Source organism: Lentilactobacillus diolivorans DSM 14421 (genome assembly GCF_001434255.1).
GTDB classification, from domain to species: Bacteria; Bacillota; Bacilli; order Lactobacillales; family Lactobacillaceae; genus Lentilactobacillus; species Lentilactobacillus diolivorans.
On sequence record NZ_AZEY01000066.1, the window covers coordinates 43,707 to 65,661 of the forward strand.

Annotated in this window: 20 protein-coding genes; 8 read left to right on the forward strand and 12 right to left on the reverse strand. The window is 40.6% G+C overall.

Annotated features, from left to right (window positions below; translation table 11 throughout):
- Positions 1–62: 62 nt before the first annotated feature.
- From FC85_RS06225 to FC85_RS06245, 5 genes are all read right to left on the reverse strand, one after another.
- A complete protein-coding gene (locus FC85_RS06225) occupies positions 63–2,108 on the reverse strand; it encodes a KUP/HAK/KT family potassium transporter (protein WP_057864681.1) in 2,046 nt (681 codons plus the stop codon).
- Positions 2,109–2,320: 212 nt separating this feature from the next.
- Complete coding sequence (locus tag FC85_RS06230; protein ID WP_225427595.1) at positions 2,321–3,685, reverse strand: MATE family efflux transporter; 1,365 nt, start codon at positions 3,683–3,685, stop codon at positions 2,321–2,323.
- Positions 3,686–3,696: 11 nt separating this feature from the next.
- Complete coding sequence (locus tag FC85_RS06235) at positions 3,697–5,160, reverse strand: MFS transporter (RefSeq protein WP_371862963.1); 1,464 nt, start codon at positions 5,158–5,160, stop codon at positions 3,697–3,699.
- Positions 5,161–5,272: 112 nt separating this feature from the next.
- Complete coding sequence (locus FC85_RS15705; protein ID WP_157051278.1) at positions 5,273–5,410, reverse strand: hypothetical protein; 138 nt, start codon at positions 5,408–5,410, stop codon at positions 5,273–5,275.
- A 912-nt stretch (positions 5,411–6,322) separates the two neighbouring features.
- A complete protein-coding gene (locus FC85_RS06245) occupies positions 6,323–6,946 on the reverse strand; it encodes an SAP domain-containing protein (protein ID WP_057864684.1) in 624 nt (207 codons plus the stop codon).
- Between the two features lie 86 nt (positions 6,947–7,032).
- Here FC85_RS06245 and FC85_RS06250 point away from each other — a divergent pair, with 86 nt between their 5' ends.
- The 3 genes from FC85_RS06250 to FC85_RS06260 all read left to right on the forward strand — a co-directional run bounded on the left by FC85_RS06250 (position 7,033) and on the right by FC85_RS06260 (position 8,257).
- The gene (locus FC85_RS06250; RefSeq protein WP_057864685.1) at positions 7,033–7,524 is read left to right on the forward strand and encodes a GNAT family N-acetyltransferase; all 492 of its coding nucleotides are present in this window, start codon (positions 7,033–7,035) and stop codon (positions 7,522–7,524) included.
- A 93-nt stretch (positions 7,525–7,617) separates the two neighbouring features.
- A complete protein-coding gene (locus FC85_RS06255) occupies positions 7,618–7,899 on the forward strand; it encodes a type II toxin-antitoxin system RelB/DinJ family antitoxin (RefSeq protein WP_057864686.1) in 282 nt (93 codons plus the stop codon).
- Positions 7,892–8,257: a type II toxin-antitoxin system RelE/ParE family toxin gene (locus FC85_RS06260; RefSeq protein WP_057864687.1), complete on the forward strand. Its 366-nt coding sequence runs from the start codon at positions 7,892–7,894 to the stop codon at positions 8,255–8,257. Before FC85_RS06255 ends, FC85_RS06260 begins: the two co-directional genes overlap by 8 nt.
- Before the next feature lie 157 nt (positions 8,258–8,414).
- On the opposite strand, the gene FC85_RS06265 is transcribed toward FC85_RS06260, so the two are convergent.
- Positions 8,415–8,696: a hypothetical protein gene (locus FC85_RS06265; protein WP_057864688.1), complete on the reverse strand. Its 282-nt coding sequence runs from the start codon at positions 8,694–8,696 to the stop codon at positions 8,415–8,417.
- A 274-nt stretch (positions 8,697–8,970) separates the two neighbouring features.
- Here FC85_RS06265 and FC85_RS06270 point away from each other — a divergent pair, with 274 nt between their 5' ends.
- From FC85_RS06270 to FC85_RS06285, 4 genes are all read left to right on the forward strand, one after another.
- Positions 8,971–9,792 (forward strand): matrixin family metalloprotease, encoded by an 822-nt coding sequence (locus FC85_RS06270; protein ID WP_225427596.1) that lies wholly within the window; start codon positions 8,971–8,973, stop codon positions 9,790–9,792.
- A gap of 644 nt (positions 9,793–10,436) precedes the next feature.
- Positions 10,437–11,099: a GPP34 family phosphoprotein gene (locus FC85_RS06275; RefSeq protein WP_057864689.1), complete on the forward strand. Its 663-nt coding sequence runs from the start codon at positions 10,437–10,439 to the stop codon at positions 11,097–11,099.
- Between the two features lie 46 nt (positions 11,100–11,145).
- Positions 11,146–12,213 carry an endonuclease/exonuclease/phosphatase family protein gene (locus FC85_RS06280; RefSeq protein ID WP_057864712.1) on the forward strand — a complete coding sequence of 356 codons (1,068 nt, stop codon included), beginning with the start codon at positions 11,146–11,148 and terminating at the stop codon, positions 12,211–12,213.
- Between the two features lie 131 nt (positions 12,214–12,344).
- Entirely contained in the window at positions 12,345–13,166 is an 822-nt protein-coding gene (locus FC85_RS06285; protein ID WP_057864690.1) for a zinc metalloprotease, read from the forward strand.
- 335 nt (positions 13,167–13,501) lie between these two features.
- Here FC85_RS06285 and FC85_RS06290 read toward each other — a convergent pair whose 3' ends face one another.
- Entirely contained in the window at positions 13,502–15,424 is a 1,923-nt protein-coding gene (locus FC85_RS06290; RefSeq protein WP_057864691.1) for a S53 family peptidase, read from the reverse strand.
- A 144-nt stretch (positions 15,425–15,568) separates the two neighbouring features.
- A complete protein-coding gene (locus FC85_RS06295) occupies positions 15,569–16,342 on the reverse strand; it encodes a CPBP family intramembrane glutamic endopeptidase (protein ID WP_057864692.1) in 774 nt (257 codons plus the stop codon).
- 325 nt (positions 16,343–16,667) lie between these two features.
- Here FC85_RS06295 and FC85_RS06300 point away from each other — a divergent pair, with 325 nt between their 5' ends.
- Positions 16,668–17,618 carry a D-2-hydroxyacid dehydrogenase gene (locus tag FC85_RS06300; protein ID WP_057864693.1) on the forward strand — a complete coding sequence of 317 codons (951 nt, stop codon included), beginning with the start codon at positions 16,668–16,670 and terminating at the stop codon, positions 17,616–17,618.
- A 240-nt stretch (positions 17,619–17,858) separates the two neighbouring features.
- Here the strand turns inward: FC85_RS06300 and FC85_RS06305 are convergent, their stop codons facing one another.
- The 4 genes from FC85_RS06305 to FC85_RS06320 form a co-directional block, all read right to left on the reverse strand.
- Complete coding sequence (locus FC85_RS06305; RefSeq protein WP_225427597.1) at positions 17,859–18,266, reverse strand: GntR family transcriptional regulator; 408 nt, start codon at positions 18,264–18,266, stop codon at positions 17,859–17,861.
- Positions 18,267–18,273: 7 nt separating this feature from the next.
- The gene (locus tag FC85_RS06310; RefSeq protein WP_225427598.1) at positions 18,274–20,097 is read right to left on the reverse strand and encodes an FtsX-like permease family protein; all 1,824 of its coding nucleotides are present in this window, start codon (positions 20,095–20,097) and stop codon (positions 18,274–18,276) included.
- A gap of 16 nt (positions 20,098–20,113) precedes the next feature.
- Positions 20,114–20,866, reverse strand: a complete 753-nt coding sequence (locus tag FC85_RS06315; protein WP_057864695.1) for an ABC transporter ATP-binding protein — start codon at positions 20,864–20,866, stop codon at positions 20,114–20,116.
- Positions 20,867–20,955: 89 nt separating this feature from the next.
- The gene (locus tag FC85_RS06320; protein ID WP_057864714.1) at positions 20,956–21,837 is read right to left on the reverse strand and encodes a peptidylprolyl isomerase; all 882 of its coding nucleotides are present in this window, start codon (positions 21,835–21,837) and stop codon (positions 20,956–20,958) included.
- Positions 21,838–21,955 lie beyond the last annotated feature (118 nt).

A 21,955-nucleotide genomic window follows, 5' to 3' on the forward strand; every position in this document is an offset into this window, starting at 1 on the left:
AAATTTATTAACTAAAAATGATCCTTAGCATAACGCTGACTTTCAATAATCAAATTATTTAATTAAAGTTCACGATGTTTATTCTGTCGATTCCCAACTGCATGAATAATGCCCCGCTGGACCAAATACTCATCCTTACGCCTAGCAATAAACAGCGGTGTTGATTCTTCGACAACGTTACTAAATTCAAGACCGTACCACTTGACGGGTGAAGCCGTGATGTTCTGCAGATAAATCCGCCCACCAATTAGTCGTTTGTCGAGGGCTTTTAATTGATCGCTCACGACCAGGTCAGCCGGCTGTTCGTTAATAATAACAAACTTAAACCCACCCACTTTTCGATTCTTCATGGTTGAGTATTTTGGCACTTGTGGTTCAAGTACCCCTTGTTCAACAAGATTATCCACAATTTGATGCAAATAAACACCAACGCTCTGCTCTTTTCGAAAACCCAGATAAAGCTGCACATTAACAATGTTCTTAGTGCCCAGCATATCAACCGTATAGTTACTTTCGTATGGCACGTTGGTTTCGTTAACCGTTACAAACCAATAGACTTTGGCCCGCTTGGGATCTTTATCCAAAATTGAATACATTGTGTTGCGTTTGATGTGATAGTTACCCTTAATCTTAGTCATATAAACCAGATTGGTTGTAAACAACGGGATCTGCTCATCAGCACTCAGTTCCGCGAGTTGATCGCGGTAATCCAATAATGACACATACTCACTTGCCCGCTCATAGTGTTCGCGACGCTTATTGCCAAAGTACCAAACCCACATCACATATAAGATTGCCAACATAATCAAAAGGGTTAAATAACCGCCGTGAATAAACTTCACCAAACTGGCAACTAGAAAAATTGTCTCGATGGCACCAAAGAAGGTGGCAATGGTTAGTGCCAGCGGCCGGTTCAATTTGGTCGTCAAGAACTCGGATAAGAGGACGGTTGTCATCAACATCGTTACCGTGATCGCTAATCCATAAGCTGCTTCCATATGTTGCGAGCTTTGGAAGTACCAGACAACGCCCAACGTGACCGCGCATAAGATCCAATTGACATTGGCAATATAGATTTGATTTTTGACATTGCTGGGATGCTTGACAACCAACCGTGGCAAAAATTTAAGCCCAATCGCTTCATCAACCAGCGTGTATGATCCGGTAATCAGGGCTTGGGAAGCAATAATTGCAGCCAAAGTTGCCACGACAATTCCAAATAATCGCCAGTGACCAGGTAACATTTCATAAAATGGATTAATATCAGACATCCGTTTAAAAGCGTCATCCTGAGCGTGATTAATCACCCAGGCACCTTGGCCTAAATAGTTTACAAATAAAGCCCCATAAACCAATGGCCAAGTTGCGTAAATATTCTTTCGGCCAACGTGGCCCATGTCAGAGTACAGTGCCTCAGCACCAGTCGTTGCCAGGAAAACACTTCCAAGAATAAAGATGCCAACTTTATTGACCGGACTGACTAACAGTTCAATCGCATAGTACGGTGATAACGCTTTAAGAACCGCTGGGTAATGCATTAAATTGATCACCCCAACGACCGCTAAGAAGCCAAACCAAAGAACCATTACCGGCCCAAATGATTTCCCAATTGTGCCCGTTCCAAACCGTTGAATCATGAATAATCCCAGCAAAACCGCCGTTGTAATGAACAAAACGTCAAATTGAGAATTACTAAACGCAACTGATCCAAATTTCTGATTTTTTAAGCCTTCAATTGCGGAAGTAACCGTCACAGCCGGCGTCAAAGTCCCGTCAGCTAATAAGGCAGCCCCACCGATTAAAGCCGGGAAGATTAGCCATTTTGCGTGTTTTCGAACTAACGCGTACAAGGCAAAGATGCCGCCTTCATGATTATTATCAGCCTTCATCGCAATTAGCACATATTTAAAGGTGGTCACAATCATCAGCGTCCAAAAAATAAGTGAGATTGACCCAATAATGTAATCCGCGGATGTCTGCCCCATTGTTCCGGCATCCCCAATGATCGCATTCATTACATACAATGGCGACGTCCCAATATCGCCATACACAATCCCCAATGTCACCAACATCCCCGCCAGAGAAATCTTTTCCAGCTTCTTGTCCATTGCGACAATCCTCCAAGCATATAAATTTAATTTGAACAAGCATTAATATTAGTCGGTTTCATAAGAAATGCAACACTGAATTTAACTGATTTAGCCTTTGACGGTAATTTAGATTAATAAACAATTGCCAACGAAAAATAAAAGGCCAGAACAAAATCATTCTTGTTCCAGCTTAGAAGTTACTTATCACTTGGTATTGAACAAATGGATTCTCACAAAAGATATAGTCGCCGATTACGTTGATAATACAGCCCAATTGCCAATAGGGTCGTTACCACTTCAGTCACCGGAAACGTGTACCAGAAATAGCGTAATCCAAAGAATTGGAACACCCAGGCCAGTGGAACCAGCAAAAATAGCTCTCTGGTTAAACTCACCCAAATACTCTTGGCCAACTGATTAGTGGCTTGAAAATAAACCACCAACATCATTGAAACACCTGCCGGAATAAAACTGCTGCCGATGACTCGAAAAGCTTCAATGCCGATCCTTAAGAGCGACGGTTGATTTGAATAGATCATTAGCAGATTCCGCGGTAGTCCAATAAAAATGACTGCACCAAAAATGGTAACCAGTCCAGCCACTAATAATGCCAGTCGGACGACTTCCTTAATTCTTCGTAACTGCTTAGCGCCAAAATTATAGCTGACAATTGGCAGGATCACCTGTTGAAGGCCTTCCAATGGAATAAAGAAAAACGCCTGGAGTCGGTAATAGATTCCCAACACATTAATTGCCGTGCTGCCAAATCTCTTTAAAATTAAATTCAGCCCGACAATATAAACGGTATACAAAGATTGAAGTAAAATTGACGCGCTGCCCTGACGATAGATGGCAACACAGGTTTTAAACTGAACACGACCAGCGAATGACTGCCATTTGCGAACTTGAAAAGCCACGATGACCAACGCCACAAATTGGCCAATAATCGTGGCTAACGCTGACCCCCTAATCCCGAGCCTGGGAATTCCCCAACCGCCAAAAATTAAAAGCGGGTTCAAAATAATATTTAGTAAATTGCCAACAATCTGAGCCACCATCGGACCGATCATTCTGCCCTTTGCCTGAAGCATTTTGGTTAAATTGGCTTCAATAAATAAACTGAAAGCGAATAGAAAAATGATCATGGCATAATTAACTCCCATTCGCTGAACCAGCTGATTATTGGTCGATAACTCATAATACGATTTTACAAACAACAGTCCCAGGACTCCAAAGCCAACATAATTAGCCCCACCAAGAAACAAACCACTCTTGGCAACGTTTGCCGGGGTATCGAATTTTTCGCCACCATCCAACCTGGCAAGCAAAATGTTGATGCCAACGCCAGTTCCTGTAGCAATTGCCATCATCAATAACTGAACGGGATAAATAATGGCTAACGCTGTTAAGGCAGCCGATGAATATTGGGTGACAAAATAGCTGTCAACTACGTTATAAATTGACTGAGCCAGCAACGAAATCATCACAGGCGGCGCCATTCGTAACATGAGGGTCGGAACTGGCAAGTCTTTTAAACATGTTTGGTTTTGCAAAAACATTGCCACTTCACCCACTTTCCATTGACAACCACTCATTTCCACCCCAGTTATTGAATGACCTTTTTATTTGGATCCAACCAATTAATGACCAATACGATAATCAGCATGACAACCACGCTTAGAAAAACCGCGTGTAATGCTGACAAAATGATGGGATCAATGGCCGCCCGATTGGCAACAACCGTAGCCTGTTTTGAACTAATGACGCTGTTCACTTTAGCAAATGTCATTCCACCATGCAGCTGCAATCGGATGACTAAATTTAAAATTGCGCCGTAAACACCTGCCATTACCGTTTGGCCTAATGAACGCCCTAACGTTAACACAGACGTCGCTGATCCGACCATGGCTGCCGGTACCAAGTGCTGACTGAGGATAATATTCATACTAATAACGATTCCCATCCCAGTACCGTTGACCATCGCGATCACATAGAAGGCCCAGACCGGAAATGTTTTTCCGGCAAATAACAACCCCAGATAGCCCAACAATAGCACGACAATCAGTGAAATCGAAATTCGTTTTGGGACAAATTTAGCAATTAATGTGCCAACAAAAAATGACGCGATCAGCCACATCACAGAGCTTGATGTGACGACCAGACCCGCTTTGGTAGCTGAAACCCGATAAAGGGACTGCAACCAAATAGGGAAGTAAACCTGGTAACCAATCAGTACGCCACTCAAAATGGTCGCCGTCAAAATTTGGATACTGAAGGTTGGCGACCGAAACATCTTCGGTGACATTAAGGGATTTTCAAATCGACCTTCTTGACGAATCAACAGAATTAAACTAATAGCGGCAATGATAACCAATCCAAGAGCGATCCAAGGTTGCGTATCCAACATTTGAATCGCGATTAATAAACTCACGAGACAAACCGCCAGCCAAGTAATCCCCAGTCGATCAATCACCAGCTTCTTTTTAAGCTGAATTTTTTCGTGATATCCCAACTGAATTAGAACCATCACAATAAATCCTAACGGCACGTTCACAAAGAAAACCCAGTGCCACGATAATTGATCAACCAAAAAGCCGCCGATAAGCGGTCCAACCAGTGCTGATAAGCCCCAAGCCGTATTATTCAAAGCTAAAACATTAGCCCGTTCCTTAAAACTAAAGATATCGGCAATAATGGTAAACGTTAGCGGCATGACCGCCCCAGCACCAATTCCCTGCAGCGCACGCGCCAGAATTAAGATCAAAATGGATGGCGAAAGACCACTTAAAAACGATCCTAACGTAAAAATAATCACGCCCCATTGAAAAATCACCCGTCGACCCATCGTATCGGCTAATTTGCCATAGATGGGCGTGGTAATCGCGGTCGTGAGTAAATACGCACTCATAATCCAACTTTGAAATGCCAACCCGTGGAGTTCACTAATAATGGATGGCAAAGCTGTCGTGACAATCGTGACTTCCACGGATGTCATAAATGTCGCAATAAAAACCGCCGTCATAATAATCCAGCGGTTGTTCCGGGACTTATGTAACTCTTGTGATGCCATGTTCGAAGTCATCCCCTAATCAAATTTTATGTTCTCTGCTTCTATGATATCACCAGATAATAGTAACCCTTATGGCCAAATCTCCAATTTAATTGAGGTAAAATAGCACAATTTAATCTGAGAACTGGTTAACCAGTTTCGCTGTGTATCGTTTAAATTCCGGCAAGAGTTTGACGTGTCGCCATAGAATCGAAGCACGTTCTGATTTGCCACGATATTTCCGGTTCTCGGAACTCCGACAAAAATCCATTATAAAATAACCTTATTGATAAGTTTGCGCTACATATCATATCTGCTTGATACAAGTAATTGTGAATTCCATGACTTTTTAATGAAGATTATGTGAATTCAATTGTAATTTTCCTGAACGGTGATAATCTGATAAATAACTTGTTTTGTAAGATAATTAAAAAATATCGTTATGTTTTAAGTTTGAAACAGTTTCCAAAATTTTATAAACCCAACCACAGAGCAAAATCTTGTGAATCATTCTCAGCATCAATCGCTAGCAAATTGGCACAAATAATTCAATCAGCACCAGTGATGACTCAGTTATTAAATATTACTCTAATCGTGCTTGAATCAACTGCTTTAAAACAATTAAAAAATTTACTGGATGGGATAATTTGTGAGAAAATCAACAGTTGCATTAATTATTTTGGTAACCTTAGCAATATTGGCAGTCGCGTTTCAAAAAATAAAATGGTTTGTCCTCCCAGTCATGATCGGCTCTTTTCTAATATACTTGTACTTTTACTATGTCAAGCGCGATTAACTCCGATAGTGCCTGAACAACCCTAGTTAAAACAATCAAAAAGACATATTGGGTGGGATAATTTTGAAAAAATCAACAATAACATATATCATTTTTACCGTGATACTTGGCTTTGTGATTATTTTTCCGGATTTCAAATGGCTGGTTATTCCCAGTGGGATCATTTTGATTCCCCTTCTCGTGTATTTTCAATTAATTAAAAAGGAATGAATCCAGAAAGAACTAACCACAAAAGATTAACGAGGGGCTATCATTCTTAGCATAAATTCTGGTAAACAAATCAATCAACTAAATCTATAATGCCCGTCAACTGTTAGAAAAATCGCTTAATAGTTGGCGGGCACTTTTCGGTTATCATACATCTTGGAAAAAATTACCGCTGTCCAATCAACGGATCCGAAATGGTGCAAGCTCATCTGAGAACCGGCTAACCAGTTTCGCCGTATATCGTTTAGATTCTGGCGAACGTTTGACGTGTTGCCATAGAATTGAAGCAACTTTTAGTTTGTCGTGGTATTGCCGACTCTCGGGACTCTGGCAAAAATCAGTCACAAAATGATTCCACTGATAAGTCTGCTCTTCTGGATTGCTTTCACTAACCTTAGTCTTCCCATTCTGGGTGAGTGCCTGGATTAAATCACCAACAGTCATGGTCGGATCGTTTTCCGCTTCCGCCCGCCGTTTGATGACGGCCATTTCCTTTTTAAATGAAAAATGAGTGACACCAAAGTAATTTGCAAACCACTTTCTGGCTTCATTGTTAAATGAAAAGCCTGATCCAACTAATTTGGTTTCGAGATGAATTTGGTCAGCTGAAAGCGGCGGGCGTTTCTTGACCACCCGGGCTGGTTGAATCGTTTGAACCGGAACTCCTGATAAATAAAGTCGCAGATAGTGATTCAATTCTGCCTTGGTTCCTTGAGTGGGCAAATGGTATTGACGACAAAGCCTGATCAAGTCTGTTTTATAGTAATAGCGGTGTTCAAATTCCTGTTTGGTTAGATGTGACATGCAAATCCACCTTTCAATCCGGCTTTCTAGTTGTTGTATACTTATGATTATACGCAAAATCAACTAAACAAGGGAGCCTTCCATATATGCTTTTCACTTACGACCAAGCACAACCAGCCGACCTAACTGAAATAATGGCCATTGAACACAGCGGCTTTTCAGCAGACGAAGCCGCCACAACCGAAGCAATGCGCGATCGAATCCGACTTTATCCGGATACCTTTATCATTGGGAGAACAGCTACCGGCCATATTGCCGGCTATATTGTCGGTCCAACATTAGACCAACGTTATTTAACCGATGATCTTTACGCGAAGTCAACGGCCAACAATCCGGATGACCCTTACCAAACCGTCTTAAGTTTAGTCGTTTCTCCCGATTATCGCCGTCATGGCTTGGGTGGTCAATTACTCGACCAGCTCGCAAAAGTCGCTCGTCTGCAAAATCGCCAGGCAGTTACGCTAACCTGCTTGAAAAAGCGAGTCCCCTTTTATGAACACCACGGCTATCAAAACGAAGGCGTTTCGGCGTCGGATCATGCTGGTGAGATTTGGTATAACATGGTGTTGGTACTTTAATATTTTTCGATTAACAACGAGTGTTTTTTAAGTTTTGTGATTTTAATTTTATTTGTGTGACACATGGTGTACAATAACATTGAGGTGAGGTTAATGTTAAAAGCTAAAGATAGTAAACGGGTAGACGCTCGAATTGATCCAGAAATTAAAAAACGTGCTCAAGATGAACTATCGCGACACGGTTTATCTATGTCAGAATTCATCAGAATAGTTGTGACGTCCGTTGCAAATGACGGATTGCCAAAACACTTTGGTATTCCAAATGAAGCTGTGAACAAATCCTTAATGGAAATGATTGATGATTTATCCGACCAAAAAAAGTTGCCACATGCTCACAATCTACAAGAATTGGAAAAATTATTAAACGATGACTGACATTATTCCGACACATCAATTTAAAAAACAATATAAACGAGTAAAAAGAGATCCTCGTTGGCGACCTGTCTTTAATGGTTCTGTGCCTTTCGATACTCAGCATCGTTCACCTTGGGATTACATTATCAATTCTTTTATAAAGCAGAAAGCCATTCCTGAATATTTTTATCCACATCTAATTACACCTTCTAAGAAAATAATTCAACAACTGAAACGCCGCGTTTCATTTTCAAATATCAATATCAAAGTTATCGAACTACATTTCGATGGTCACAATGGCAATCATCTTTTAATTTACTCAGATGTTGCTGATTATATCTATCTACTGGCAATTGGGACTCACAACGATTTGTTTTAAGTATCACTTTCCGAATCTTAATCGTAAAATTAAAAACAGCCTCAATTAGTGGATTAGAATGAATAATCCCTAATTGAGGCTATTTAAATTGAGTAATAAAAATTTTCAAATGATTCAAAGTCAATATGTTTTTGACTTAAAGAATTTCAAGAATAAGTTATTCAACAACCAGATAAAAGATTGCCAATGAAATCATCGACAATAGAACCTGCAGACCAACTGCCCATGCCTTGGCAATAAAATACCCTTCTTTGCCTGATTGAAATCTTAAATTCAAAAAATGTTCAATCGTCAATGAAGTCACCAGATTCCACACAACGAAAATGCTGGCCTCAGCCGGATGTGGTAACTGTGAAATCATGCTCATCACTGCTAAAGCTGTAAACGTCATTGAGATATTATGGCGGTCAAAAAAATCCAACGTGACTACTTTATTCAAAGTTACCATCACCTTTCAAATTTAACACTATTTTAAAACTTTTTAGTTATTTTTCAACCCCACACATCAATTTTGACCGATACGCTGTCTCAAATCTACCTCACCATCTTTCATCCGGATAACACTTTCAACAGATCATCTCGTCAATTTCACTCTTGGTCAAAAGCACGCACAGCCATTTTATATTTTGCATGCGTTTTCGCTTGAAGGCTATTTTGCATGATGCTATTATCTTGGTGTAATAATTTTGATTCGTTTTGGGAGGAAAATTATCATGAAAAAGAATCGGCTCATTACCGCAATCGTTGCGGCCATGTTACTTGCACCGGCAATTCCAATTGCTGAAGCCGCCGCACCTTCTCAACTCAGCACGATCACAACCGCAGCTGCTGCCAAAACAAAAGTTGCATCAAAGGCAAGAGTCGTTTCGGCAATCAATCGGACCGCCGACTTAAATCCCACCGGAGCCGTGATGACCTTTAACCAGCCAACTTATGAAGCTTATGGTGCTTTATTTGATAAACAGTATAACGTTGGTGCAATGAGTTCCTGGAAAGTTTTTGGTAAACACAACCGTGCTTACGTTTATACTAATTCAAGTGCGTTACAGCGCTATGTTACCGGTGCCATTAAAAATTGGAATCGGGCCCTTGGCCAAAAAACTTTTGTTCAAGGTACCAAAGCCCATCACACGATTACCATCCAATGGCAATATAACGGTGCCAACCTAGATTGGGATGGCTTGTACGCGAATGGTAAGCTCAAAATTAACAAATCGCTGTACGACGATCCAACTTACGTGCCACAATCTTATGAAGCCGAAAATAAGACCACCATGCCAGGTGCTAATGATCCAAATTCAGCGGCTTATCAACAGCAAGCCAGCAAGTACTGGATAGCCATTACCACCCACGAATTAGGCCACAGTTTGGGATTGGACCATTCACCATATACATCAGACATTATGTATACTGATTCGGAAACGGCGGGCAGCAAGGGAAGAATACCGGTAGTTTCGCTGAGTTTACAAACACCGTTTCACAACGTGATATCAACCGAGCAAAACTGGCGGAAAACCTTGGGTACTGGTAAATGATGAACGGATCCAAATGAACTGGATCTTAGACCGTTCGCAACCTTAATCATCTAAAATAGGCGCCATATTTCATCAAAAATCAAGGGGCTGGGACAATAGTCGTTTTGCCCAGTCTCTGTTTGTATAATCATGATTATTACCGTGCGGAAACGTGAGATAAAAGGCAGCTTCCAGAGTACAACCAAATTATCCCAATATTCAAGCCCGGAATACTGGGATAATTCAGTTGTACTCTGGAAGTTAACCGCCTTTTATCCCACTCTGTTGATTTTTCTTTTACTCGACTTCAAAAATATATGGCAATTCCTCACAACCCCACAAATCCATTAAAGTGTTTGTACCTGACGTTTATATCGACTAATAAGTTCACAACTTTCCAAATATCAAATAATCTATGCTTTCAATTATTGATGTCTTTTGACCACATTAACCCCGGCGGTCATCCAACTCACAAAAGGGCATCCAAATAGAGTCGGAAGTCATTTAAGCCAATAAATGCTTGATTGTAATAATTCCCCTCATTTTTACTGACAGCATTGACCTCATTTAAAAACTCCCTCCTCTAATTCTTGGTAAAACCTGACCGCAAATGCTATTCTTAAAGTAATTGGATAGACTGGATCGTTATAAATAGGGGGATTGTTATGCAAATCGATATTTCCGAAATGTATTTCCTATTAACTGAAACTAATGACAATGGTAGTGCCATTATGCGAAATATGAGGAAACGGGCTTATTTAACGGTTAGTTCGCTTTTTGATCTCCAGTTGAGTAACGTTATTGTCCGACATGACAAGACACTTATCGTTAATCAGCCGCTCCCAACCGATTTCAGCTTTTTCAATGTCATAGCTGAAGTCGTTGAAGACCGCCGTGGCAAGTCCTTTAAACATATTTTGCGACACTTGGTATTAAATCGTAAAATTAATCGAACCATCTATGAAGGGATCGGCCAACAGCTACTATTCCAAAACAAAACGACTCAAACGATGGCTCACGGTTTGTTACGGCGACACATCTCCTTTAGCCCCAAGCAGCCGGCGGTTGACTCCGTGATCACTGAAATTCATCATGAACTATTAGCAAGTCATTCCCATCCTTCCCTGAAAATTGTCGCGTTGGTTGCCCTGTTAAATCGAAGTCACGTTCTCCGCAATCACTTTAGCAAATCTGAACAAGCACAACTCACGAAGCGACTGAAACAATTGCAGCAGCAATCCGAGTACACCGAATTCTTTGAGTTTGCCAAATGGATTGACGACTTTATTACCGCAATGATTGTAGCTGCTTCATCAAGCCACGGTTAAAGCATGTTAACCATAATCATGATACAAGAGGGTTCGGCAAGTGAAAATAAAACGATTACTTAAATGGTTGATTGGATTTTTAGGAATCGCAATCTTCATTATTGGCAGTTATGCAATTTACGTTTTTGCCGCTTACTATCGGCTCCCAGATCACATCATCCTAAATCCAAACAATAACCAACCGGTCAAGCTCCAACCTCATCGCCAATATACCGCGATGACTTACAACATCGGTTATGGGGCCTATCCGCCAAAGTACAGTTTTTTTATGGACGGTGGCAAATATTCACTGGCATTTAGCCGCCACGCTGTTGAAAAAAATATGGCCGGGATCATCGAAACAGCTAATCGTGTAGCACCTGATTTAGCTTTCTTCCAAGAAATTGACGTCAACGGCGATCGTTCCCGGCATGTCAACGAAGTTAGGCAGCTCACCAAGCAGACATCCGAATATAGTTCCCTGTATGGTCAAAATTACGATTCGCCCTATCTGTTTTATCCGATCACAGAACCGATTGGCCGGGCGAAATCCGGTTTACTAACCTTAGTTAAGGCCCACATTAATACCGCAACCCGCTACTCGCTGCCGATTGATAAGGGAATCAGTAAACTAACCGATCTTGACCGGGCTTTCACCGCAGCTCAAGTGCCGGTTAACAATGGTAAAACCTTGACAATCATCAATATTCACATGTCGGCTTATACGAAAAATAAAGCAACTCAGCGAGCCCAATTCCAAAAATTATTCAACTATCTCGAGCAAAAGTACCGCCAAGGCAACTACGTTATGGTAGCCGGTGACTATAATCACACTATTTTAAAAAACAGTAATCGAATTTTTAAAGATGGCAATCAAAAGCTGACTTGGACACATCCCTTTCCCGATCAACAGCTGCCTAAGGGATTTTACAGACCAACCCAGGGATTGAAACAAGCCGCAGTTCCTTCTGTCAGAAATTTGAACACTGCCTATCATCCCCACCACTCGTTTGTGACCATGATTGATGGCTACATATTATCAAAAAATATTAAGGCAATTAAAATCAAAGTTGTAAATACCCACTTTAAGGATTCGGATCATAATCCGGTTCTTTTAAGGTTTTCATTAAAATAGCATTGTGACATCGCTTAAATTTCAGTGATAACGATTAAAGATTACCAATTTTCTTGTATTCACGGTTGGGCGATGCTATGATAATGGTCAATTCTTTTAGCCTAAAGTTCTTTAGTCACGTGGAGGTTCTCATGAAAAAAATTAAGTTGATGACGGTTGCCCTGGCAGCAATGATTCTTGCACCCGCATTTTCGGTTACTGGTATCGTCACACCTACATCAACAATTACTGCAAACGCTGCTTCACAATCAACTGTGATTTCTAAGATTAAGCAAACACCTGATTTAAACCCAACGGCAAGTGTCAGACACTTTACCAAAGGGACCTATCAAGCTAACCAAGCAATCTTTGATAAACAGTATAACGTTGAAAAAATGAGCATCAACGGCGTTTTTAACAATCATCACGCCACAATTTATACCAACTCGAGCATCTTGAAGGGCTACGTTGCTGCTTCAATCAAGACTTGGAATAATGCCCTTGGCTCAAATGTCTTTTCCGGTGGCACCAAGACTAATCACACCATTCTTGTTCGCTTTGGCTCCGGTGGCACCAACGCAAGCGATTGGGACGGACTCTACAAGTCAAATACTTTAGCTGTTAACCGAAAACATTTCAATAGTCCAAACTATATGCTGACCGTCCTGCGGGCAATCACCGGCAAGAACGTTCAGGCACCACAAACAGATAGTGAAAAAGCCGCGTTTGAAAAAGACTACTTTGGTTTTTGGGAAGCAACCATTACCCACGAACTGGGCCACAGCTTAGGCCTCGACCATACACCTTACATGAACGATATTATGTTTGCCCAGAACGGCTCAGCTTCTTCTGATGCAAAGTATGGCTGGCAAACGGGGAAAAATGGCAATGATACCTTTGCCGGATTAACAAATGTCTTATCCAATCGGGATATTAACCGGGCTAAGTTAACTAAGTTGCTGGGCTATTGGTAAAAAAACAGAGTGGCACACCAAGCGGTTATCTCCCAGAATATAAATAACGCCAACCAATATTCCTAAAACCGAGAATATTGGTTGGCGTTATTTATATGACCGGGAGCTGCTTGGTGTGCCATGTTTCAGCTAAGTAAAAAATTCAACAAGGTATCCCAGGTTTGAATATCTGGACAATTCGATGACCCGGCCGGAAGCAATCTTTTATCCCCATCTCAGCTGAATAGCAACATCCAGAAAGTAACGCGGAGGAGACAAAATTTATTTTTGTCTCCCCCGCGTTACTTTAGAATAACAACCATTTTTAAATAATAATATGACAGTAGATCATTCAATCACCTATTTGAACCTGTCTCACCATTGAACTTGTTAAACAATTTATCGAAATTAATTGTTCCTAATCCAGTTGCTTGATTATACAATTTACCCGGTTGGCCGGTGTAATACAAATTACTGTTATTGTCCGCGTCATCCAACACATTGAATGGTGTATCCGGTTCAGCCGCAAACTTATAGATCTGTGGGTTCCAAAAACCAATTCGAGTCTGGCGACCGCTATTCATCACAGCATTTGCAGCAGCCATTTGTGGAGCGGTATAACTAGTCCCACCATTAACCATCCAAATTTTGGAGGGTGTTCGAACAATCGATTTCTTTTTGGCATTCACCGATAGTTGATCGCCGGAGAAATAGGTTGCATAGCCGGTTTGACTATCCGCATTACCGGAAATATCCGGCAGGTTTCGGGAGTTGCCGGTCCCAAAGATAACACGAGGTTGCTTATTAATGACCATTTTCCCCTTTGAATACTTCAATGAATCAACTGCTCTAAACGTGTTAACACCTGGGAATCCTTGCTGATAACGGGGAGTCGGATTAAGGGCTGAGAAGCCGCCACCACTACCCGGAAAAATGCCTTGTTTAATCTCAGCGGCCGATGCGGTATACGTATCACCCCAAGCCCGTTCCTTGTTAACAGTAACCAGTTTGTTCTTAATAATTTTCTGATAGGGCAGCGTTGTTCCGCCCACAATAACTTGATAAGGAGACGTTGAAACCGGATGATTTTCACGTTTGGCCGCCATTTCCCGTGGCCCATAATCACCACTGGCCCTAAATACAGTAATTCCCTGAGCAGCAGCCTGTTCCAAAAGGAGATTAAAGGCATGATTATACTGTTTAAGTGACGCACTATGATCATTCCAATGACTTGTCAGCTCAACAGACGGCGAAAAACTCGTAGAAATTTGCTGATCCTGATTACTGGAGATTGCCTGGGCAAACGTTGCAAAGGTCGCAGCCGGTGAAGTTGTGGCATCATTTACTGAGTTGCCAATGTAAAAATCAATATCAGCGTTCGGGGCAACGGCACTAGCCGACTGGACATCTAGTGACGCCTCCATTTGATAAGGTGATAATGCCTTCTTCATGTTGTCCATGGATGTTTTGGCATTATCAATCGTATAAATCTTATGAATCTGACTTAACGAACTGTTCACGCCTGTTTGCTGCCAATACTTTTGTAAATCACTGGTCTTAAAGTCACCACTGGAAACGATCCCAATTCGTTGACCCTTCCCCGTTAATCCTTGATTGTACAGTTGATCTAGTTGGTATTGCTTAGCGAATTTACCAGCACCATATTTGTTAGAAAATTGATTGTCCGAAAGGGTCGTGTCCGGCTTTGATACATCGGTTGGTAAGCCGGCGCTGGTTATCACATGTTTCTTAGCAGCTGCCTTTTTAGCAACCTTTTTCTTAGTTGTTGGCTTCTTGGACACTGGTTTTTCAGCGTAAACCCCAATGACCGCAACAACTTGATTGGATAGTTTACCTGGCAGCTTGTACTGTGTCCGGGATTCTCGTCCCTTTTCTTTGATATATTTAGCATTAAACGCTCTGTTCATATCAACGCGATGCCCTTTAACTTTTAAGGCCAAATTACCGGAAAAGGTCGTTGCTTGTAGATGATATTTTGCCAAATACTGTTTAAACGAATCGATGTAACTATTGGACTGACCAAACTTTGCCGCAAATTGATCGGGTGTTAAATATTGATGATAATCGGCAGCAGTTGGGTCGACAGTGTCGTAAACATAATTCGTGAGATCAGACTCACTGGTTGGTTTAAAAACAACGTTTGCAACGGTTGTCCGGTTATCAACCTTTTTGACTTTTGATTTAGCGTTAACGGTTCCACTGGCCCCCAAGACCAATAGGCCACTTAACGCGGCAATGATGACTTGCTTTGCCCTCATATTAATCCCATCCTTCAAATTAATTTAAAAAATCAGCTGCTTTAATTATAACAAGTCACTCGAAGAATCCCACTATCAGTAACCTGTAAATTTTAATTGATGGGGACCTGACTTCTAACCTTATAATCAGGCACCAAATATGAATTATTGCCATCGCCGCTTCGATAACGGGTGACGATTCAAATTCAGGTCCATTGCAATTAAATAAAGCGTTGCAACTGCCAAAACAGTCCCAAAGATTACAACAATGCCAACCCAAGGACTACTGCTCGAAGCTGGGCTAACCGAAATACCAGATTGCCAATCGATCAGAAAGTGAATTAAGACTACCCAGGTCAGGGTGTTGGTAGCTACTCGAACAGCGGCAAATAGGACCCCCAAACAAAACGCGTAGGTTGCCTGCTGGAGGGTCGCCTCAATGCCTTGACCACCAATTAAATTGACAAAATGTAGTAGGCCAAACGCTACGGCCGAAAAAATCGCCGATAAGGTCATTTGCAACTTGGCGTTCTTACATAACTCCTCAAATACAGAAAATAAGAGGCCTCGACAAATAAATTCCTCAAAGATTGCCGCTGACAACGCCATTAGCGTATCTGAAATAATGGTTGGTGAGCCAAAGACCTGACTAATTTGATAAGGAATTCCCATGATAAAAAATAACAGAATCAGCGTCACAGAAACAATAATCATCATAGTCACTATAAATGAAGTTTGTTTAAATTTCTGCCGCCTGACTTTCAGGGTATTAAGCGCGTGGTAAATAATTCCGGCTACCAATATTGCATAACCGGCCCGAACAATTGACCGGGTTGTTAAGCCCAGCGGCCGGAGAAAAATATCCAGCGCGAATAACAATAACACCATGACCAACGCGCCGAATAGTTGCTGCGGCCATGTCCAACGTTTTTTAACCATCTTTTGTCACCTCGGTTAACATGCTGTACAACATCTAACAGTAGCACTTCGTCCCTTTATGAACAATTAAAGAGATGGCTACCATGATCCCCGATCCAATCCAAAATTAATGGCGATCCTCTTTTTGAAAAAATTGGCATAATCGTCATTTTTCCAACCGCTTCTTGTATCATCACAATTATTCCCTAGTGAAAGTATCGGGAGAAAGACAAATTCCGGCCGTGTCACCATTTTCTGCTAACGCTTCAAAATTGCGAGATACCAGCATTCGTGCTAAATTAAGTTAACGTCAAATTGACCAAAATAGAAAAGGGGCAGATTAACAATGAAAATTGTTCTGTTGGATGGCCTTGCCTTGAACGATGATTTAAATTGGGACTCGTTAAAAGAACTGGGAGAGTGTCGGCTCTATGACCGAACACCGGTTGACGACAACCACGAAATCATCAATCGAATCAGCCACACACCAATTGTATTAACCCATAAAACACCGATTAACGCGGAAGTTATTCACAACAGCCCGCAATTAAAGTACATCGGTATTATGGGTACCGGATACGATGTCGTTGATGTCAAAGCTGCTAGAGAAGCCGGTATAACGGTCACAACGGTGCCAACCTATGCCAGCGATGCGGTGGCTCAGTTTACCTTCGCATTGCTGTTGGAAGTAACTAACCACGTCATAAGCTATCAAAATGGATCATTAAATAATCAGCTAACCGACTTTAAAGGTAATCCACTCACGGCGTTAAGGGGTAAAACTTTTGGTTTAATCGGTTATGGCGCCATTGCCCAAAGGGTCGCCCAAATTGCCCACGCTTTTTCGATGACCGTCATCTTTTATAACCATCGACCAAAAACCGTTCATGAAAAGTGGCTCCAGCAGGTAAGTCTTGATGAGCTATTGACAAGATCAGACGTGATCAGTTTACATGTCATTCAAACACCGCAAACAATTAATTTGATTAACCAGGCAACAATCAACCTCATGAAATCAAACGTTATCTTATTAAATACAGCGCGAGGAAAGTTAATCAATGAAGCCGATCTCGCCGCCGCGTTAAACAGTGACAGAGTTGGTGCAGCGGCATTGGATGTTGTCAGTTCGGAACCGATTAAATCTGATAATCCGTTATTAACTGCCACCAATTGCATGATTACACCACACATTGCGTGGGCATCCCGAGAGACCAGGGCCAGATTATTAGCAATCTCTGTGGATAACCTAAAAGAATTCTTAGCTGGTCGACAACAAAATATCATCACTTACAAATAATTTTTCCCATGATTTACAGTAGCCGAGACGATCGGAAACTTTCCTATAAGCAACACGTTTACCTGCCAGCATTTTAACTGCAAGGCAAGGGGCACCTTAAGATAAAAGATTTTATCTTAAGGTGCCCCTTGCCTCATTTTTACTCATAATTGAGTTAGCAATATTTATTCTATCACTTACGCTGGTTTGCGCTATTCATTTAGCAAACAATCCCAATCACATATTGAGCAATCTGTTTTCTTATTGGCTCTTTAAATGCCTTCGTTGTCGATAACCCAACTTCACAATCGTTAATAGTTCTGACTCAGAAAGGCCTATATTTTGAGCCTTCCTGACCATCTCAATTACAGCTCTCCGAAAGAAATGCGCCTTTTTCATATCAATAATTCGCTGACGAGCACCATTAACCACAAATAGTCCGCGACCACGCCGCTTATTAATTAGATTCTTTTCAACTACCACATTCATCCCTTTCAGTACAGTGGCGGGATCAATATGATATGCATGAGAAACTTTGATAGCCGAAGGAATTTGTTTACCTTCCTTAAATTTGCCCGTTGCAATCGCATCTTCAATTTGGTTGGCAATTTGAAGATAAATCGGTTCAGCACCATTAAGCTTATTTTGAAGTGGATTCCATAATACCATTTTTCCGTTATCGTTCATTTTGAGCTTTAGGTACGACAACCTTTTGATAAATTAAAACCGTGATGACATAATAAACCAAATATAACGCAAGAAATCCAATCGATGAATAAGCAAATGCTTGATAGGCATGGTGTAGTAGACTAGCTTTGACGAACATTTGTAACCCAAATCCAACATTAATTAATCCAAGAGCTGCTGGCAATCCAAATAATCCCATTATTTGAAGCATAATTGAACGCTTTAAAGATCTTTGAGAGGTTCCAATCTTATTTAACATTTCAAATCGCGTTTTGTCGCGATCAATCCCACTTAAGATCTTGAACATTAAACAACTGGCTAACATTGCCAGAAATGCAATTCCTAAAAATACTCCCATAAATTCCATGCTTGAAAAAATATTTTTGACAAATTCATAAAGTATTAAAGATTCTCCCATTGACTGCACGACTTTCGACCCTAGCTCTCTTTTTTGCAAGTCAAAAATAGCCTTTAGAGATGCTGATTGTCCATTAAGATCTTTGACACGTATTAGTTTAAGGTGATTAATTTCACCAGAGACTTTGCTAAAAACTTGATCCGAAACAAATTTAATTTGGTGAGTCTTCAAATTTACATTTTGCAAAGTACGTAATTGTTGATATGGTTGAGAATGAGAGTTTCCTAGTTGTCCAAGCCTACTCTTTTTGATTTGCAAATTACCCTGAGGATTCCCGTTTGAAACAAAGGTAGGGTATTCAATCGGTTGCCGACTGAACTCACTTAAACGATAATAGACTGCCTTTTTAGTTACTTTTTGTTGATAATTGTTTTCGTTTTTCCCATGAGTTTTTGCAATTAATTCTGCCATTTTTGAAGATGGATTAGTAGTTGCAATTACGTAGGCACTTTTAGCATTGGCAGTTTCAGGGAGCCCATTTTGAAGGCCGATACCGACCGTAATTGCCCCTAAAGCCAGTGAAAACAAAAGGGAAACAATTGAAAGAATTTTAGTATAATCATGAATTCGGAACTTCAACTGAGCAATTGTAAAACTATTTATTCCTCGTTTATTTAGGACTGACTGCTGTAGCCGCTCCAATAATATTACAAAGAATGAATTAAAGATAAAATAGGTGCCGCAAACAATTGTGACTAATCCAATTAGAATCGATAATCCTTTTAACTGTTGAATATGATCAAGTGAGTAATAACCCATAGCTAAAAATATGACACCAAGAGCTGCCTGACCAATAAGTCTTTTAGTCCGAGGCTGCTTCCAGTCTGTTTTACTCTCCGAGTTTAGTAATTTAAGCGCAGCTGTCTTTGTAAAGGAACGGGCATTCATAAGGCCCGCAACGATGAACAGGATCATAAAGAGAATTAACGTAGACCAGATAGCTGGATTATAAACGGCTTGGAAGTACTTTACGGGAATATCAAGCGCTGTTACAAGCATATTACTAATTACTTTAGTCAGGCCAATTCCGGCAACTACCCCTATCAAAGTGGAAAACAGGCCAACAGTCAATGTTTCGAGATTAATAAGTGTCCCGATTTTGCTGCTTTTCGCACCTAACATCATAAACAATCCATAATCGTGCTTACGCATGCTCATTAAAAAGTTATTGGCATAAAGAATATATACCAATGTAATGATAATCAGTAAAATCGATCCCAAGCTAAATACCACTTTGGCACTTTGACCCACGGTTGTTGACGTGACAAATTTCTTATTCAACGCAATCGCTTCAAACATGTAAAAAATTGCCGAAGCCATTATCATACCAGAAAAAAGCACGATATAATCACGCCAACGCGCTTTTATACCTGATATTGAAATCTTAAATAGCATTAGTTTCCTCCTCTAGTTACTGTTCGAACGTTCCCAACTTTTCCAATATTTCCTGGTAAAATTCATTCCTTGTTTTTCCAGTTGCTTTCAATTCATCACCAATTTTCCCGTCCTTAATAAATAAAATCCGTTTGCAAAAGCTGGCGGAAAACGGGTCATGAGTCACTAATAAAATTGATACGCCTTGTGAATTAATCTGTTGTAACATATCCAGCAAATCACGGGCATTTGTTGAATCCAATGCACCAGTGGGCTCATCGCCAAAAATAATCGACGGATCAGAAACCAACGCCCTTGCCGCTGCAACTCGTTGCTTTTGCCCACCAGATAATTGTGTCGGGTAATTTGTCAATAAGTTTTCAAGGCCTAACTTATTAGCAATCTGCCGAACCTTTTGTTGCGCGATTCGATGATTAGTATTTTGTAGCGATAGTGGTAGCACAATATTTTCAAAGACATTTAACGTTTCAAGAAGATTAAAACTTTGAAAAATGAAACCTAACTTGTTGGAACGAAAATTAGCCATCTCATTGGAAGTGAACTGAGTAACATCATTGCCATCAATTTGAACATTCCCACTCGTTGGTCGATCCAAAGTTGCCAAGATATTTAATAATGTTGATTTACCAGAACCTGAAGCACCCATTATGCCAACAAATTCGCCTTCATCAACTTGAAAACTAACCCCTTTAAGCGCTTCGTACGGTTTCTCCGAATGCTGATCATATACTTTGTGTAAATCTTGAATTTTAATAATCTCTTTAGTCATACTTTCCTCCTACGATGATTAACTACGAACAATTACTAAATAATTGTTTTATCAACTTCACAATTAAGATAACCGTGCTTTACGACATCTTATTTTGATTGATTAGACGGCCCTGTTAATTCGGACAGAACACCCTTTAAACTTTTATCGTGTATGGTTATCTTTTCTCGCTTAAGAACTTTAATTCCGATTTCCCGGACAAGGTTGCTGTCATTGAGTTTTGCAGTTACAATCTGATTCTTTAATTCATTCTCATGTTGCTCGTACATTCCTTTGGCTGGGTGATTAACCATCTGAATAACTTCGTAACCGTACTGCGTTCTGACGGGTTTCTTTGTAGACTGACCGTTTTTTAACTTAAAAGCAGCTTCTTTAAATTGTGGATCAAGCGTTGTATCCGTATTGTCAAACGATGGCATTCGCCCACCCTTGCTTTTAGTTGCATTGTCAGTTGAATAATTCTTGGCTAGCTTTGCAAAATTTTCGCCTGATTCTAATCTTTTGATGATTTTGGCTGCAAGTGATTCTTGTGAGACAACAATTTGATTAACCGTTACCTTCGGCTGATAACTTTTAAATTGTTCCTTTAACATTGTTGGTGTAAAAGTAGTGTCTGCAAAAATTGCTGCTCGTAATAAAAGCTGTTCTCGTAAATTATCCTTGAACTGTCCGACCGTAAAGAAGTTCTGTTGTAAAAAAGGTTTAAACGTTGAACCATACTGCGCTTTCACCTCGTCAAAACGTTTTGTGACCTGTGAAGCCTTAACTTTATTACCATATTGTTCCTCCAAACTCTTATCAAGAATCATTTCTTGTAGGGTTTGGCGACCAATTTGACTATTTTTCATGTTGTCGTAGTAGGAACTTTGAGAAATATTTTTACCGTTAATCGTTGCCACCGATTGCTTACCACAAGCAGCTAAAACCATTCCCAGCCCCAAAGTTGCCAGAACCATTAAACCTTTTTTCATAACTAACACCCACTTCTTTATTTTAAAAATATTCACGTCTAACTTAACTAAATAACCACCATGCACTTTCTGGATAATCATGCCTAAAATTCTGATAGGCAACTATCTTCTTCATTTT